The sequence below is a fragment of the Ensifer sp. VA4 genome (assembly GCF_055710065.1).
In genome coordinates this window covers 1-16,271 of record NZ_JBVQPO010000014.1, presented here as the reverse complement: position 1 = coordinate 16,271, position 16,271 = coordinate 1, and the positions used below count along the sequence as shown (strand labels likewise).

General features: G+C 58.8%; 12 protein-coding genes and 2 pseudogenes. 5 read left to right on the top strand and 9 right to left on the bottom strand.

Features of this window, described 5'->3' with window-relative positions:
* Positions 1-26: 26 nt before the first annotated feature.
* Positions 27-479, bottom strand: coding sequence for a pyridoxamine 5'-phosphate oxidase family protein (locus tag AC0C6X_RS23630; protein ID WP_472955493.1), 453 nt, complete (start codon positions 477-479; stop codon positions 27-29).
* 140 nt (positions 480-619) lie between these two features.
* Between AC0C6X_RS23630 and AC0C6X_RS23625 the strand changes: the two genes are divergently transcribed.
* Positions 620-1,276, top strand: a complete 657-nt coding sequence (locus tag AC0C6X_RS23625; protein WP_472955490.1) for a BON domain-containing protein — start codon at positions 620-622, stop codon at positions 1,274-1,276.
* A 31-nt stretch (positions 1,277-1,307) separates the two neighbouring features.
* Positions 1,308-3,983, top strand: a complete 2,676-nt coding sequence (locus AC0C6X_RS23620) for a cation-translocating P-type ATPase (protein ID WP_472955488.1) — start codon at positions 1,308-1,310, stop codon at positions 3,981-3,983.
* Here AC0C6X_RS23620 and AC0C6X_RS23615 read toward each other — a convergent pair.
* Positions 3,976-4,173, bottom strand: coding sequence for a hypothetical protein (locus tag AC0C6X_RS23615; protein ID WP_472955759.1), 198 nt, complete (start codon positions 4,171-4,173; stop codon positions 3,976-3,978). The two genes, AC0C6X_RS23620 and AC0C6X_RS23615, sit on opposite strands and share 8 nt — an antisense overlap.
* 104 nt (positions 4,174-4,277) lie before the next feature.
* Positions 4,278-4,499: pseudogene (locus tag AC0C6X_RS23610) on the bottom strand (DUF4010 domain-containing protein); the annotation flags it as partial.
* A 518-nt stretch (positions 4,500-5,017) separates the two neighbouring features.
* Here AC0C6X_RS23610 and AC0C6X_RS23605 point away from each other — a divergent pair.
* A complete protein-coding gene (locus AC0C6X_RS23605) occupies positions 5,018-5,518 on the top strand; it encodes a universal stress protein (RefSeq protein ID WP_472955486.1) in 501 nt (166 codons plus the stop codon).
* A gap of 82 nt (positions 5,519-5,600) precedes the next feature.
* On the top strand, positions 5,601-7,928 hold the full coding sequence (locus tag AC0C6X_RS23600) for a heavy metal translocating P-type ATPase (RefSeq protein ID WP_472955483.1): 2,328 nt from the start codon (positions 5,601-5,603) through the stop codon (positions 7,926-7,928).
* A 113-nt stretch (positions 7,929-8,041) separates the two neighbouring features.
* Here AC0C6X_RS23600 and AC0C6X_RS23595 read toward each other — a convergent pair.
* From AC0C6X_RS23595 to AC0C6X_RS23575, 5 genes and pseudogenes are all read right to left on the bottom strand, one after another.
* Positions 8,042-8,402 (bottom strand): annotated as a pseudogene (locus tag AC0C6X_RS23595) (integrase core domain-containing protein); the annotation flags it as partial.
* A gap of 162 nt (positions 8,403-8,564) precedes the next feature.
* The gene (locus tag AC0C6X_RS23590) at positions 8,565-9,251 is read right to left on the bottom strand and encodes a pentapeptide repeat-containing protein (RefSeq protein ID WP_472955739.1); all 687 of its coding nucleotides are present in this window, start codon (positions 9,249-9,251) and stop codon (positions 8,565-8,567) included.
* A gap of 628 nt (positions 9,252-9,879) precedes the next feature.
* The gene (locus AC0C6X_RS23585; protein ID WP_472955481.1) at positions 9,880-10,548 is read right to left on the bottom strand and encodes a hypothetical protein; all 669 of its coding nucleotides are present in this window, start codon (positions 10,546-10,548) and stop codon (positions 9,880-9,882) included.
* A 554-nt stretch (positions 10,549-11,102) separates the two neighbouring features.
* Positions 11,103-11,360, bottom strand: a complete 258-nt coding sequence (locus tag AC0C6X_RS23580) for a hypothetical protein (RefSeq protein ID WP_312032930.1) — start codon at positions 11,358-11,360, stop codon at positions 11,103-11,105.
* Positions 11,357-12,178, bottom strand: a complete 822-nt coding sequence (locus AC0C6X_RS23575; RefSeq protein ID WP_246304212.1) for a DUF2092 domain-containing protein — start codon at positions 12,176-12,178, stop codon at positions 11,357-11,359. The genes AC0C6X_RS23580 and AC0C6X_RS23575 overlap by 4 nt, the downstream gene beginning before the upstream one ends.
* 498 nt (positions 12,179-12,676) lie before the next feature.
* On the opposite strand from AC0C6X_RS23575, the gene AC0C6X_RS23570 reads away from it, so the two are divergent.
* On the top strand, positions 12,677-13,117 hold the full coding sequence (locus AC0C6X_RS23570) for a DUF4158 domain-containing protein (protein WP_472955478.1): 441 nt from the start codon (positions 12,677-12,679) through the stop codon (positions 13,115-13,117).
* A 189-nt stretch (positions 13,118-13,306) separates the two neighbouring features.
* On the opposite strand, the gene AC0C6X_RS23565 is transcribed toward AC0C6X_RS23570, so the two are convergent.
* Positions 13,307-15,946: an ATP-binding protein gene (locus AC0C6X_RS23565; RefSeq protein ID WP_472955737.1), complete on the bottom strand. Its 2,640-nt coding sequence runs from the start codon at positions 15,944-15,946 to the stop codon at positions 13,307-13,309.
* Positions 15,947-16,271 lie beyond the last annotated feature (325 nt).

Here is a 16,271-nt window from a genome sequence, read left to right as displayed (position 1 = left end):
TTTTCGAGTGGCGCACCTCTCTAGGTTCAAGCCTCAGCACAAATAGGCGTCCGCCCGGTCATTTCGAGCACATCGATACTGAAGAAAAGGTGCGGGTAATGGCCGGATATTTCTTGCGGAGCCGGCTTCAGCCCACCGGGTTCCCACCAATTTGCTCTCTTTTCGAGAAGTGACCAGGCGTGCAGGTACTCCCGGTGCCACTGCCCGGTCGGGGCAAGTTCCTGATAGCGCCCGAAGATCACGACGCTTTTCCACTCGCTTCCTGAGAATGCATCTATCTGCAGGCAGACGTTGGGATTCTTGCGCATCCAGTCGATCTTCTGACCGGGCATGGAAAATGCGTAGAGGCAATTTCCGGCGTAGGCATATGTGATCGGAACAACGTAGGGCTTGTCGTTCAGGCAACAGGCAAGGCGTGCCACATGGCCTTCCTGAACGACACAGCTGCAGTCGTGACGCGACATCTCCTTGACGATCATGATCCACCTCCTTGGACCAACCATTTCGAAATTAAGTCCTCAAGCGCCGCGGCGCTTTGACGCCCCTCAAAGACCGATGCCCGACGGTGAAGCATACTTTTGGCGCGAACTGCACGAGGAGACCTTTGGAGGTGACCACCATGAACGACATCCGTTTACGACAGGATATTCTCGACGAACTCGAGTATGAGCCCAGCATTGACGCCGCAAACATCGGCGTAACGGTTGAGAAAGGGGTCGTGACCTTGACTGGTCATGTCCACAGCTTTGCCGAAAAGCACGCCGCCGAGCATGTGGCTCAACGGGTCAAGGGCGTACGCGCGATCGCGGAGGAAATCGCGGTGCGGTTGCCCGCGCACAAGAAGGCCGCCGATGACGAGATCGCAAGCCGTGTCTTGAAGATTCTCGACTGGGGCGCGGCTATTTCAGAGCCGAGCGATATAAAGGTCAAGGTGGAGCAAGGGTTCGTCACTCTTGTCGGCACCGTTGATTGGTATTTCCAACGCTCGGCGGCCGAACACTCGGTCCAACAACTCTCCGGTGTAACGGGCATCGATAATCAGTTGAGGATTAGACCGAGGATGGATGTCGTCGACATCCGCCACGGCATCAAGCAAGCCTTGCGCCGGAATGCCGAAATCGAGGCCGAGGACATCGAGGTCGAAGTTTCTGGCAGCCACGTGACCTTGCGGGGGAAAGTCCAAAGCCCGCGTGAGCGTATCACGGCCGAGCAGGCTGCCTGGTCCGCAAAAGGGGTGAGCGGCGTCACCGACTATCTAACAGTTTCGGACAAATAAGCACCTTCGTGCTTTGCCACGAGGGCCCATGATGACCGACACACTGCTCGACAGCCTCGCTAGAAACAAGGAGGACGATAGCGCCGATACCGGGCTGACGAACGAGGAAGCCCTCACCCGGCTGACCAAGTACGGTTCAAATGCCCTTCCCGAACCGAGGGAAGGGTCGCTGGCCGCAACATTCGTGCGTCAATTCCGTAGTCCATTGATTTACATTCTGCTGGCGGCGGTCTTGGTGTCCTTTCAGCTGGGCGATGTTAGGGACGCGTTCTTTATTGGGATTGTTCTCGTTGCCAACGCCATCGTAGGAACCATTCAGGAACACTCTGCCGGTCAGGCGGCATTGGCGTTGCGCAAACTCGAGCAGCCGAAGGCTAGCGTTGTGCGAGATGGGCACTTGCTCGAGCTCGATGCACGACTGATCGTGCCGGGCGACCTGGTCGCTCTGGAATCGGGCGGACGCGTACCGGCAGACATGCGACTAACCGTTGTTGACGGTCTCTTTTGTGATGAGTCCTTGTTAACAGGCGAGTCGTCGCCAGTTCGAAAGTCGGCTGCTCCGGCGTCAATCACAGGCGACGAGCAACGACGCCACATTGCATACGCTGGTAGCCTTGTCACACGCGGCCGCGCACGTGGCGTGGTCGACGCGACGGGCAAGAACAGCGAAATAGGCAAACTAGCAAGCGACATCGGGAGGGCGCCTCTTGCCAAATCACCGTTGTTGATCCGGCTGGAGGGCTTTTCGAAACTCATTGCCTTGGTTGTCGCAATTGTCGTGGCCCTACTGATATTTGTCGGTGTTGCCCGCGACATGCCGTCGAGCGATCTGTTCATGATGGCCGTCGGGCTGGCCGTGAGCGCAATCCCCGAGGGCCTCCCGATCGCGATCTCGGTCGCCTTGGCGATCAGCATGCGCCGGATGACCACGAGACACGTCATCGTTCGCCGCATGCCCGCTGTCGAAGCGCTAGGGTCATGCACGATAATCGCAACCGACAAAACCGGGACATTAACGCTGAATGAGTTGACGGTCACCGAAATTCGCCTACCCGATGGAACCGACCTTTTCTGCGACACGCACGCCGAAATCGAGTCCTGCCGCATCCGCGGGAAGGACGCGTCCCCCGTCCAGGCGCGCAATCGCGCAACCTCCCTTCTCCGGGCGGCCTCGCTACCGAACGAAGCATCGCTTGTAAGGGGTGAAAATGGGTGGACCAGTGTTGGTGACACGGTCGATGTCGCGCTGCTGGCCGCCGCCCACAAGGCGGGCCTGCCGCGGGAGTCGATTGAGGACGACTATCCTCTGATTGCCCGAATTCCCTATGAGCCGGAGAACAAATATGCCGCATCGTTTCATCGACATGGAGACGTGGTGCGCATCTTCGTGAAGGGAGCGGCCGAAACCCTCATCGCGATGTCGGACCGAATGGAGGCGAATGGCCGTGCGGTAACGATCGACCGCGACAGGCTTTTGCGCCAGAAGGAAGAAATGGCTGCCCGAGGTTTGCGCGTACTGGCGTTTGCGGAGGGCGAAACAGCAGTCGCAGACGGTGGCGGGTTTGGCCGGCATCTCCTCGTCGACCTGATCTTTCTCGGGCTCGTCGGCATGCAGGATCCAATCAGACCGGAAGTGCCGAGGGCCATCCGCGACTGTCACGATGCGGGGGTGCAGGTGGTCATGCTTACCGGAGACGATCCAAAGACCGCCGCGGCGATCGCGGCTGATGCAGGCTTGTCCTTCACGATCAGTCAGGTCGTCACTGGCGAAGAGGTGAGCCAGGCCGAGAAGCGAGGGTACGCAAGCCTCGACGCGCTCGCCCGCCGGGGGCGCGTTTATGCACGCATCGCTCCCTCGCAAAAGCTGGCGGTTGTGCGCGCGCTTTCGCGCAACGGACACTTCGTCGCCGTCACGGGTGACGGGGTCAACGATGCGCCTGCGCTGAAGCACGCACATATCGGGGTGGCGATGGGGCGCAAAGGAATGGACGTCGCCAAGGAGAGCGCCGACATCATCATCACGGACGACAATTTCGCGTCAATTGTCAGCGCCATCAGGGAAGGTCGCGTCGCCTACGCCAATATCCGCAAGGTCATCTTCATGCTCGCGTCCACGGGATCGGCGGAACTTGTGCTGTTTCTTTTGGCCGCCGCCCTCGCACTGCCAATTCCGCTTCTCCCGGTGCAACTCCTCTGGCTCAACCTTGTCACAAACGGCATACAGGATATCGCTCTTGCAAGCGAAGGCCCCGAAGGCGATGAACTCTCGCACGCCCCGCGCAGGCCGAATGAGCCGATCTTTGATCGAGTGATGATCCGCCGTCTCTGCCAGACAACGCTCGTCATGGGCGGCGGAGGTTTTGCGATGTTCTGCCTCGCTCTCCAACAGGGCTACAGTGAAAGCGATGCCCGCAACATGCTTCTGCTGCTGCTTGTTCTCTTCGAAAATTTCCAGACTTTCGCAAGCCGATCGGAACGGAAATCCGTGCTCGCGCTGGGCGTATTTGGCAACCCGCTCCTGCTCTTTTGCATTGCCGGAGCCTTGGGTCTCCACGTCGTCGCCATGCATATTTCGCTTCTCAGTAACACCCTTCAGATTTCACCGATGGATCCGGCCGAATGGGCAATGCTTTTGACCGCTGCCTCTTCTGTTCTTTTCATTATGGAATTCGATAAATGGCGAGGCCGCTGCGGATCCATTAGATAGTTATGAAATAAGTACCTGCGGCAACACGCGAGATGAGCCCGAGCGGCAGCCAGTATCCGGCGGTACCGGAGAGGATCGCGACGAACATCCGACCCCCGGCATTGACAAGCGCGGCTGCGAGGACGGCGGCGCCAACAGTGTCGAGCGGCATCGCTCCGCCAGCGGAGCGCAACGCCGTGAGTACGGCCACGTCGACGTCGAAGATGCCAGATTGCCCCCGAAATGCCAATCCAAGCTGTTGTTTCCAATCCTCGTTACCGCCGCCGCACCAAGTGCCGCCGTGACGGAAAACAGCCCTGCAAAGACAAGGAGCGGCATGAGTTCAAGCGGATTTCGTGCTTCGACATCTTGGCCTTCACCGGGCGCCCCCTTGACCAAGAAAAGGCTCCCGCAAACGAATACGAGACTTGTCGTCAGCAGAATAAGCGGAAGAAGTCGGGGGGATAGCGCAAAGACGATAACGAGTACGCGCAGCAATGAAATGGCCGCAGCGATACTTGCTGCAGTTCCGGCCAAGTTAGTCTCTTGAGGAGATTGTGAAGAAGCTCTCTGCTTGCAAGCACCGCTGCCAGCGCCGCGCCGCCGGCAGCCGCAGCCTTATAATCGCCCGCAACCGCCAGCCCACCCAGCGAAAATACGCACAGTCCGGCTACAATGCTGGTCACACTGAAATCTTCATCGCGTCGAGCCTCACGTGACTTAAATCACGTCAAGCTCATCGAAAACCCAGCAAACTTGCAGCAAAAGCGAATTGGCTCTGCTGGGCTTCCGACACCGCCGCGACGATACCGCCAAGAAGGCCGGATATCCCGAAGGTTCGAATGCCGGCGGTTCGGCTGCCTTCCGGCGCATCCCTCTGCAAGTGCGAGCCCCAGACGAAAGATAAGCGGTTCCATTTTGCACTGCTCCAAAGGTCGTATTCGCGCTGAGATCAACCCATCTCACTTTTGGCCAGCGAACTTCAATCCTGTCTTTGACGACGATCAATGCTTGCGGATTGACAATACAAGAGGCTGTTTTGGGAGGAGCTTTCCATGGTTGACCATATTCTTGTCGCGACCGACGGATCCGACAAAGCGCGCGACGCTGTGGCGATGGCCGCAAAGCTTGCCAAGGCGATTGATGCTCCCCTGACCGTTCTCCATGTCGTTCCACCTGGTTTTGCAAGCGCAACGACCGGCTTTCCCGGTTCGGGGCGCGTCTTTCCCATCGGCAACATGATCCCGGGAATATCGAGGCTGACCGAACTCTCGCATACGCCGGGCGATGGCATCGACGAGAGCGCCTTGGCGCTCGGCACGGGTATTGTAGAGGAGGCCAGCAACGAGGCACGCGGGCTGGGCGTTGAGAATGTCACGGCGCGATTGGAAATGGGCGATTGTGCAGAAACCATTCTGGAAATTGCAAGAGAGATCGGCGCAAGCATGATCGTCGTTGGCAGCCGGGGCATTGGCAAACTTGAGGGCATGATCCTCGGGAGCGTGTCGAAGATGGTCACCAAGCGTGCACATTGCTCGGTCCTGATCATACGCTGAAGATTGCGATGAGAACGGTTGTGCCCACCCGCAAAGGACTTTTAGCAACCCAACCTCGCTAACGATTTAAGGAACTTGGCTCTTGGGCGCGCGGCTGGCATTTGCAAGTGGATGGCATGAAGAAGCATGGCTTAAACGCACGCTTCTTGCGGTGAGCGCGGCCTCGCTCACGGCGGGTGCGCTTGCTTGGTTCACGGACCGCCCGGACCCCAGTGCATGGCTATGGGGAGTAGGAACGGCAATTATCCTTGCGAGCCTCGTGACAGAGATTGGGATCAGCCTGGGAAGAGGAGAATTCGGGCTGGACTTGATCGCTGCTCTGGCCATGGGCGGTGCGCTTTTCCTGGGCGAGTATTTCGCCGGGATTATCATCGCGATGATGTTCACCGGTGGAGAGGCGCTTGAGGACTTTGCCCAACGGCGAGCACGACATGAACTGACGGCGCTGCTCGACCGCGTTCCCCGCACCGCGGCGCGTTTCACGGGCAAGCAATTTGAAGAAGTCGCGATCGAAGAAATTGAGCCCGGTGACCGGATCCTCGTGCGAAGCGGTGAGGTGCTGCCAGTTGATGGTCGCTTGGCAGGCGACTCAGCAATGCTCGACGAGTCCGCTCTGACCGGCGAGGCCCTACCGGTCCTCCGTCGATCTGGCGAATACTTGATGAGTGGCTCGATCAACCCTGGAAATCCGTTCGAGATGGTTGCGTCGCGCATCGCGAACGAGAGCACCTATGCAGGCATTGCAAGGTTGGTCGAGGCGGCGAAAACCGCCAAGGCGCCGATGTCTCGCCTCGCGGACCGTTACGCGCTTTGCTTTCTCGCGGTGACGCTTCTCCTCGCGGCGATCGCCTGGGCACTTTCGGGACAAGCAACAAGGGCACTTGCGGTGTTGGTTGTCGCGACCCCCTGCCCTCTCATTCTCGCAGTTCCGGTCGCTCTCATCTCAGGTGTCTCTCGCTGCGCGGGCAAAGGTATCCTCGTTAAGGGTGGCGGTGCCCTCGAAATGCTTGCGCGCGCTAGGACGGTAATGCTCGATAAGACCGGGACGATAACAGACGGCCAGGCACGTCTCTTGGAGACAAAGATTCGCAATGACCGTGCCCCCGAAGAGGTTCTGCGATTGGCAGCCTCGATCGACCAAGGTTCCCGTCACGTTGTCGCCTGCGCCCTCGTTGCCGCTGCCCGTGAGCGCGGGCTCGTCCTGTTATCGGCATCCGATTTACGGGATTTTTCTGGCTCCGGCATCACTGGTTGCATCGAGGGTCGGCAGATCGCAGTCGGCGGATGGGACTTCATCCGTCCTATCGTCGACGACGACGATTTCTCGCGCGAGATCGAGATCTGGATCAGGAGAGAGGGAACAATTGCGGTCGCGATCGCCGAGAATGGCGTTCTTGCAGGCGCATTCCTGCTGGCCGACGAAGTCAGGCCGGAAGCCGGGACGGTTCTCAGACAGTTGCGCGAAGCTGGCGCCCAACGAATTGTTCTCGCCACAGGGGACCGGGCGGATATCGCCGAAAGCCTCGCCTCGTTTCTTGGCGTCGACAACATCGTCGCCGAAATGAAACCGGAAGATAAGACACGGTTGGTGGAAAGTGAGAAGGCTACCGCGCCCGTCATGATGGTGGGCGATGGCGTCAATGATGCTCCCGCCCTCGCCGCGGCCGATGTCGGTGTCGCGATGGGTGCCCGCGGGGCCGCAGCCTCGGCGGAAGCTGCCGATGTTGTCATCCTGGTCGACAGACTGGACCGTCTTGTCAGTGCCGTGCACATCGCGCAGCGATCCAGGCGCATTGCCCTCCAGAGCATCTATACCGGAATGGGCCTCTCATTTGTAGGGATGGTCGCTGCTGCCGTCGGCTATCTCTCGCCGGTCGAGGGGGCCCTTGTTCAGGAAGCGATTGACGTCATCGCCATCCTCAACGCTCTGCGTGCTCTCGGCCACCCGTTGCGCCTATGGGGTCAGCGCGAGCACCTGTCACAGCAAGAGCTGATTGAACTGGAAGCGGAACACCGTAATCTCATGTCGGTCGTCGATGAGATACGCCACACGACCGAACGGATACAGCATCTTTCTGGACCGGAAGTCCGTGAACGTCTGGCCCAATTGGATGCGCTGTTGCGCGAACGGCTTCTTCCGCACGAACGGCACGACGATTGCGTATTGTACCCGCTGCTACGCCAGCGCCTCGGCGCATCGCATGCCCTCGCCGGGATGAGCCGGACCCACATGGAAATCCGACGCCAAGTCCATCACCTTACATCCCTTCGCCAGGCGATCGCCTCTACGAAACCAAACCGCGAGCAGCTTTATGAGATCCAGCGCCTGCTCCATGGGCTCGAAGCGATCGTACGACTGCACTTTGCACAGGAACAGGAAATCTACCGCGCATTTGAAAGGAGTAGTTGAAGACGATGGGCTATGAGTTCGATGGCACGCGCGCGTGGCGGAACCATGCTTAGGTTCCAGCGGCCGCGGATTGTGAAGCAACGGACACTCCAGTTGACCCTTGCCCCCAAGTTCTATTCAGCTTTGAGTTCGCTCCAGCGGTTTTGGGTTGCTGTAATTGGGGCAACAGCGGCGGGTTGCGGTGCGGAGCCATTTCGGCTGCGCAGCACCGCATCCGTCGCGGGTTGATGGTCTGAGCGAACTTGGCAGGTGTCATCCAGCCGAGTCCAGAGTGCGGTCGGTGATCATTGTAATCGCTGCGCCAGTTTGAAAGCGCTGATCGAGCATGGGTCAGTGACGAGAAGAGGGTTTCATTCAAGAACTCGTCTCGCAACCGCCCATTGAAGCTCTCGATGCAGGCGTTCTGGATCGGCTTGCCAGGCGCGATGTTGGGTGCCATTCCACCTTGGCCCGGTCCGTCCATTGCAGGATCGCGGTGGGCCGTGCCTTGTTCACGGGTGGTTTCCTGGTCGCTCTGCAGAGCGGGTGCTTGCATCGTAGCTGCTACCACGACGCAACAAAACGACAGCCGATGCCTTTAAAACCGACGTCCACGCGTATGCCGGCTCGGTCGAACCCAAATACGTCCAATCGGCTTCAATCGAACATGCAAGGCCAGTTCGCCGGCGCGGAAAGGCTCGGCGGCAGCTTCGTGGAGGCGTCGCCGCAAGCTATGTCGATTTGGGACTGCCGCAAACCGGTTGCCCGTGACAAATCAATTCCCTCAATTCGCGTCAGGAAGAGAATAGCATGGTCGAATGCGGTCGATCCCGCGAACGATGTGCCGGTGAAGTCGACCCGAGACAAGTTTGCGAGCGAAAATCGAACGCTTTCCAGTCTCGCGCCGGTGAACCTGGCTCGGCCAAGCTCTGCTTTCTCGAAGTTGACATCGATCAGCCGCGCGAGGCTGAAATCAGCGCGCTGCAATTCGGCGCCGGTAAATGAGGTGCGCTCAGCTGAAAAGCGAACGAAGCTCGCACGGTGGCCTTCCACGCGCGAAAAGTTTGCTGATTTAGCGATGGCCCCGGCGAGCGTAGCTCGCACGAGCTTCGCCTTCTCAAGATTGGCTGTGCTTAAGTTAGCATCACGAAGATCGGTCAAGCTAAAGTTAGTGCCGGATAGGTTTGCGCCCTCCAGATCGGCCCCCCCGAGCATGAGGTGGCTCTTATTACAGCCGCTCCAGTTCAAACCAGGCGTCGGCCAGCTTTTGCAGTGCGAGGCCTGTGCAAAGTCCCAAGAGACAAGAGCCACCATCCCCAGTGCGAGCATCAATGTGAGCGACATTGACATCAAGCCTTGGCGCGTTCTGGAGATGCGCGCCGTGGTCATTCCGACGCCACGGGTAGGCGCGGCCTCGATCTCAAAGTCATTGTGTCGCATCACGATCCCAATCCGATGACTCTTGCCACATCTCGCGCCCTTGAATCGCCAGTATAATCCAGCGGTCCACTAATGTTACCGAGCTTCGGTCGCGCAAACATTGACGCGCATCAATGGGAACCGATCAGTCATGCGTGCCAGAACCGCCTCCCCGGTCGATGGCTGCTGGGTGGACCGTCGCCTTGTCACCAATTGGGATTATGACCGCTTTTTCCACGACATAAGGCACGTGACGCCTGGCCGAACTGCTAGCGAATCCCGCGGACTATCCGGGGACCTTGCCGGAGATGTTTGCGCCCGCCTCGTCCGTTTTAATGAAACCGCTGCACCCGGTCGATTTGAACAATCCGTATAACTGGTGGGAAAAAGTACCGGTAGCGGGCTGGCGTCACAGCCGTTGGACGTTGACCGCAAACCAGTATTCTTCCGCCTCCTACTTGAGAAGGTCCTCGATCTTCTCGCCGATCTTTTGCTTGACCATGTCCTTCACATCGATCTCAAAATCGTAGGGAAAGTTCCTCACCGGTTCGCGCTAGACATCCTTCGGATAGTAGAGGTGCAGGTCGAACTCCTGATCGCGGACGAACTGTTCCTGAACGGCCTCGACACTGTGGCGCGGACTGGGGAACTTCACCTCTGTGTTTCTAAGGGACAAATCGAACAGTGCGATCGCCTCGCTTGGGCTGGGCCTGACGGGCGAGGCCGAATCCGGCAACGCCGCCTTCCGCGTCCAGATCGCATCCATCGTCACGTTGACGACGACGTCGTCGGGCGCGCCAAACTGGAAGAGTCCCGGCCAGTGCACGCGAAATCCCGCAACAATCTCGGAAACCTCGCCCTCGTCAAAGGCGACGTGGGTTGCCGTCGCCGCGCGCGGATTGACCTGTTTGAACAGATAGCCCGTCGCGTAGTGGGGCGTGTGCGCCGAATCGATCGTCATGTTGGTCATGATCGGCGGCATGCCGTATTTCAGCGTGGTCAGCCGCGTCTCGGTGACGAACACATCGACGCCCTTCGCGAGCATCGCCGTCAGCGCATCGGGCTTGCCGTCACCGGTCCAGACGAAGGAAAGCCCGTTCCAGTCCAGCCGGTGGGCAGAGGCTCCATCCTTCGTGTCCTCGACCTCATAGCCATCGCCGATCGGAAAGCTGTTGAAACTGTCCGTATGCCAGTGGGTCATGATCTTCATGCCGTCGATCATGGCTCTGGTTCCATCCTTCGGCGTGCGGCCGGTGGGACCATGCACACGCAACAGCTTCCATCGGCCCATCCACGGCGCGAAGCCGAAGAGATAGGGCAGGTCGGCGTTGTGATCGATGTGCAGGTGGGTCAGAAGATGTCGTTGACCGTCTGGAACGGCACCTGTGGAATCGGCGTGCTGCCGCGGCGAGTTCCTCCGTTCCAGGAAAATAGGTGTTGTTGTTCTTCAGGCTCGGCGTCGGCTGGTAGTAAGGCGGATAAGTAAGACCCGTGCCGGGGCCGCCACCGTAGGGGTTGCGAGCCTCTGGGCCCTGGGCGTCCTGTGCTGAAGCCGTGCCTGGCACCGCCGCCGCCGCCAGGGTGGCAGCCGCCGCGTTGCCTATGGTCTTGAAGAACTCGCGGCGCCCGGCGAGCGTCGCTCGATTATGATCTATCTAGGGTTTTGCATCGTCATCGTCGTCCATGGCATGCCCCCGTACAGGACATCAAGAACGCGTAAGTGAGCGCGGCAGGGCCGAGGCCATGCACCCTGTCAATGCAGCAGCATCAGGCGGCTCAATAGCAGGTCGTCACCGCGCGGCCGTAGGCATCGTAGACGGTCCGGCAGCCGGTCGTCGCCGCCGCGCCCACGGCAACGGTTCGGCGTGTCGTTCGCCTTGCCACGCCTGCGTAGCTCATCGGAGTTGCCGGCCGGCCGACGCGCGCCTCGGCCTTGCCGATCCAGGTCTCGGGGTTCGACATTGAGGCGTTGTCGGCCACGAACAGAGCGCTGAGGCCAACCATGCCAGCGATCATCGTTTTCGTGATGTTCATTGTTGCGCTCCTTCTGTCGCGGCAGGCGGCACCTCGTCCAGAGCCGAAAGGTCCTTGATCTCCACCTTCTTGCCCGCGCCATCCGCCTTGAATTCAAACGCCGCGGCCTCGATTGCCTCGCCCGGCTTCCAATCCCGGATCTCGACCGTGTATTGCGGCGCGCCGGTCACCGACTTGCTGGTGATCACCATTTTGCAGGGGATCGGTTCAGGCCCTGTCCTGACCCAGAGCTGCCAGTCGGTTTCCGCGTTCCTGAAGGCGAGGTGTTCGCACTCGACCCCATCGATGACGCCCTGGCCGATGTATTTTGCGGCCAGCACGTCTTCGCTCAAGGCGGTATAGACATCGCTTAACAGCAGATCAGCACCCGGCGCGCCGATACCGAACTCATGGCGCATCCGATCGACCAGGGCATCAATCGTCCCGCCGGCGCTCGCCTGCGCATATTCCTTCTTGTCGATGTCATGGATCGTCAGCGTGGTCCCGTCGAAGATCATCTCCACGGCCGCATAACCGCCAAGACGCTCCACTCTCAGTTTGTCGGGACGCTTCACCTGCAAGGTCGTCGAACTGTCGAACTGGATCTTCTCAAGCTCTGGCGTGATCACCTCGATGCTCGAGTTGAACCTCGCCGAGATCGTCGATTGCCTTGCCAGATAGTCCGACATCGACTTGAGAACGGCTTTGGGATCGACTTCGCTGCCGTTCGCAAACGAGGGCGCGATCACTGCGCTTGACAGGCCCAAGGCGATGATTGCCCTGCGACACGCCCGCAGGCCCAAGAGCTCTGATCCCAGATATGGTAGTCGGATATCCATCAGTCTTCTCCTTCGTCCGGGCAAAAAACCAACCATCGATGCCGTCTTCGCCTTAGAAACGGATCGAACATGCTCGATCGGGTAGCGTGGTCGACGCGAGCAATATGTTCAGGGAGTCTGGAGCAGCAGCGCCGATATTGTGCGCTCTCGCCAGTTCGATTGACAAAAGGGCTGTCAGTAATGCCACGGCAAGACCACATTCTCCTTCCCCTCCAAAGGAAATGCCGTGGAGTCGCTTCTTGACAACCCCAATTTCGGCTCCGCGCCAGACGCGAGTTGCGTCGCGAATCCGAACCACTCTTCAAACCAAAGGTATCGCGAAAAATTAGAATGCCAACCGGTATTTCCGACTTTTCTAATCTAGCTGCTCGCCGATATCATCGACATTGACGTGGATCAATTCGACAGGACTTCCCGCCTATATTTTCATGGCCGCATAGACGCCGAATAACTTTGCGTGTTTCGCCATGTTGAGGTCAGAACGAGAAGAGTACGTTCATGGTCATCGTGCCGGTCGAGCTTGGTAACGATCAGAACATCGCCGGACTCCAGCTTCTACATGAGCCGGCGAAGCATTGGGATCAGGCGACAGCCATGCCGGACGACGAAAGGGAGATCGCCAAGCATTATGCGCTCGACCGGTCAGGTCTCGACCTGGTCATGCGGCAGAACCGGCCACACAATCGCCTGGGGCTCGCCTGCGTTCTGGCGATGCTTCGCTACCCCGACCGACCGCTCGCAGATAGCGGGATCCTCCCGCATGGTGTCCTGAAATATCTGGCGCGGCAGATCGGTGTCGATCATCGTGAGATTCACAAGTTTTTCGAGCGGCCGCGGACGAGACGCGGAACGTCGCAAGGCGGTTCACGCCGGAGAGGGATACGTTTCTGTCTTCGATATGGGAACAGGGAATCACGCTCACAAGGATGCGTCAAGTGAGGGTCCAGCTTTGTGCTAGTTGTGTGCAAGGACATTTTGAATGCAAAATGGGCTGCGAGGAGCCCTTCGATGGATTTGGAAGAATTTGGTTGCGGGGGCCTGATTGCACCGAGACTTGTACTTCCGCGCCGCATCGAGAACGGTTTACCGGACGTGGTCGCCATTCGAGAAACGATCCTAGAGCAGCCCCTAACTTGCAACGGCGGCGCGGCATGACGAGAGTATCTCCTCCCATGGGCGCTTGGCGCCTTTTTCGCTCGCGTGGGCGAATCGCTTGTTTCCTGATGCCTTGCGAACCGCAGACACGATTCTTTGAAAATCGGCATCGTCTGTCGGTTCAAACCGGACGCCCAGGCGAGCGAGACGACCATTCACTGCCCCGATGATTTCAGCAGCACCGTCCCAATTCTTTTTCGCTGCGAGCACTCCGCTTATCGCTGCGACAGCAAGGTTCACCACCATCGGGTAGTCATATCTCTCGCCGATGGCCAGGGCCTCGCCAGCGAGCGCTGCCGCGTTCCTCCAATCACCGTTGTGCAGTCTGAAATGGGCAAGGTTTTGCAACAGGTGGCCATGCCAATAGGTGTCACCCAGTTTGTCGAGCAGTTTGAGGGCATCCAGATAGTAGGCCTCGGCGGCCGCGTCGTCCCCTTCGGCGCGTGTTCCTTCCCCAATTGCAATAAGGGCAACCACGGTTCCATGGTCGTCACCGATCAGCTTCGCCAGTTCGAATGACTCCACGATCAAAGCACCGCCTGCCTCGGGGTCACCTGTGGTGGCTTTGGCAATGCCGGCAATGATCCCGGCATTCGCAATTCCGGCCTTGTGCCCCAACTCGCTGTAGATACGATGACTTTCAACGCCATTTTCACGCGCTGTTTCAGGATCACCGGACATGTACCGGATGAATGCGGCCGAGTTCAAAATGCGCGCCAACGGCTCTGGTTCGCCTGTGGTCCGCGCATGTTGCAAAGCCTTGTCCGACCATGTTCTCGCTTCCGAAAACTGGCCTCTCGATATCCAGAGCCACGTCAGCGCCTCGATGAGCTTGGCGGATTGAAAGGCGCTGGATTGCTTCATTCGCCATTCGAGTGCCACCCGAATGTTCCCGGACTCTTGCATCAGGTGCTCGACCGAATCGCGCTGGTTGAACCTCATCACGTTTGGCGCTGCGGATAGGACGAGCTCGGTAAAATAGTCCGCCTGACGGTCGCGGATCGTTTCGTACCCATCCGACCCTTGCAGTTTGTCGAGCGCATAATCGCGAACCGTGTCCAGCATGTTGAGACGCGGATGGCCCAGAGCCGTCGTTCTGAACAAGAGGCTTTTGTCCAGAAGAGCTTCCACGTGGTCAACGACATCGATGTCGTCCTCGAACAAGGAGGCGACGGCACGAAGACCGAACCCGCCGTTGAAGACGGCCGACGCATAAAAAACCCGACGCTGGCTTTCCGTCAGGAGATGGTCGCTCCATCCGATCATCAGACGAAGGGTACGGTGACGGGGATCAATATCCCGCGCCTTACTGCGAAGGTCTTGCATACTGCTTTGAAGGCGGTCCTCCAGCTCGGCTACACTGAGGAGTCCTACCTGCGAGGCTGCCAGTTCAAGCGCCAGTGGTAGCCCGTCAAGTTTCCGGCATATTCTGGATACCGGCCCCAATGTGTCATCCCCCAGGCTGAAGTCCGGCCGCTCGCGGCGTGCGAACTTCTCGAAGAGCTGCACGGACGGGTTCTCCAGCATCCGATCGAAGCCCTCCCCTTCGTCCGGTACGCTGAGGGGAGGCACGACGAATTCCGTCTCCGCGCGCAATTTGAGGGGCTCACGACTGGTGCTCAGAACGGTGGTCGCCGGACATGTTTTGCGAATGGCATTGATGACCGGTGCCGCTTCGACCAGATGCTCAAAGGTGTCGAATATCAACAACACCTCAGCGCCGCCCAGCGAGTTGCACACCGTTTCGATGGCGGAGATACCGGGTGCCTCTTGCAGGCCTATGGCCTTGCAGATCTCCGAACCGATCAGGTCCGGATTGTCAATTTCTCTCAACTGTATGAAAAACACGCCCCGTGAAAACAAGCTCAGCGCCGATCTGCCAGCGTGCATCGCCAGGCTTGTCTTGCCCACGCCGCCGGCGCCCGTCAGCGTAACAATACGGCTCTTTTTATCCGCCAGGATTTGATTTAGCCGGGCTAATTCCAGGCGCCGACCGTAGAGAACCGGCAAATCGGACGGGAGGTTGGTGCGATTGGCGCCGATCGATGAGATAGGTGCAAATTCGCTTTGTAGTCCCGGGACCACCAGATCGAACAGCGCTTCAGGATAGCGAAGATCCTTGAGGCGATGAAATCCGAGATCGCGGACCTTCACGGTCGCTCCGATGAGGCCTTCTGCCAGCTCATCGCGGACAACGTTCGAAATGACGATCTGACCTCCGTGTGCCACCGATGCGATACGAGCCGCACGATGCACCTCTATCCCGGTTATGGTGTCGTCGTGTCTTCTCACAGGTCCGGAATGCAGGCCCATCCGGACCAGTGGCTTGCATCCTTGAGCCCATTCTTCTTTCGTTAGAGCAAATTGGGCGTCAATCGCTGCCTGAACCGCTTGGGTGGAGGCGGGAAAGAGTGCGAATACAGAGTCGCCAACAACGTTTATTTCCTCGCCACCATAGGAGTGGATGGCGTTGCGCAGCAACTCATTGTGCCGAAGGAGCATCTCATCGTAGAGGTCGGGATAAGAATCCACCAGGTTTGTCGAACCCTCGATGTCAGTGAAGAGCATGCAAACGCTGTTGCCTGACGTTTGGCTTTCTACTGGGGGTGCCATAACAAAACCTCTCTCGGCTTCGTTGACGTAGCCTCTCCGAACAAGGATGTCCGTCGAAGGCATTTGGTCAGAGCAAGTTGAGTGCAATGTATGCTCAGGCGCTTGGAGAAGGACGAACCACTTCCTTTGCAATCGAGGAGCTCATTCCATGAGCCCACACGATGGGCGTTGGCCAGTTGACGTTCCGCTTGCCGGAAGTCCTCGATTTCCGGCCGAAGGCCGCATCGCCGAGCTTCGGCGACAGCCCTGCAAAAGACGTTGAACCTCATCAGCTCGGCCTCTAGCTCACCCGAGCCGTCAAGGATATTCCAAACCGACGCCGTCG

Coding starts and splice junctions, on each gene's coding strand:
- AC0C6X_RS23575 (WP_246304212.1), bottom strand. CDS start 12,178: ATGGATATCCGACTACCATATCTGGGATCAGAGCTCTTGGGCCTGCGG.
- AC0C6X_RS23580 (WP_312032930.1), bottom strand. CDS start 11,360: ATGAACATCACGAAAACGATGATCGCTGGCATGGTTGGCCTCAGCGCT.
- AC0C6X_RS23585 (WP_472955481.1), bottom strand. CDS start 10,548: ATGATCGACGGCATGAAGATCATGACCCACTGGCATACGGACAGTTTC.
- AC0C6X_RS23590 (WP_472955739.1), bottom strand. CDS start 9,251: ATGTCGCTCACATTGATGCTCGCACTGGGGATGGTGGCTCTTGTCTCT.
- AC0C6X_RS23565 (WP_472955737.1), bottom strand. CDS start 15,946: ATGGCACCCCCAGTAGAAAGCCAAACGTCAGGCAACAGCGTTTGCATG.
- AC0C6X_RS23605 (WP_472955486.1), top strand. CDS start 5,018: ATGGTTGACCATATTCTTGTCGCGACCGACGGATCCGACAAAGCGCGC.
- AC0C6X_RS23630 (WP_472955493.1), bottom strand. CDS start 479: ATGATCGTCAAGGAGATGTCGCGTCACGACTGCAGCTGTGTCGTTCAG.
- AC0C6X_RS23570 (WP_472955478.1), top strand. CDS start 12,677: ATGGTCATCGTGCCGGTCGAGCTTGGTAACGATCAGAACATCGCCGGA.
- AC0C6X_RS23620 (WP_472955488.1), top strand. CDS start 1,308: ATGACCGACACACTGCTCGACAGCCTCGCTAGAAACAAGGAGGACGAT.
- AC0C6X_RS23625 (WP_472955490.1), top strand. CDS start 620: ATGAACGACATCCGTTTACGACAGGATATTCTCGACGAACTCGAGTAT.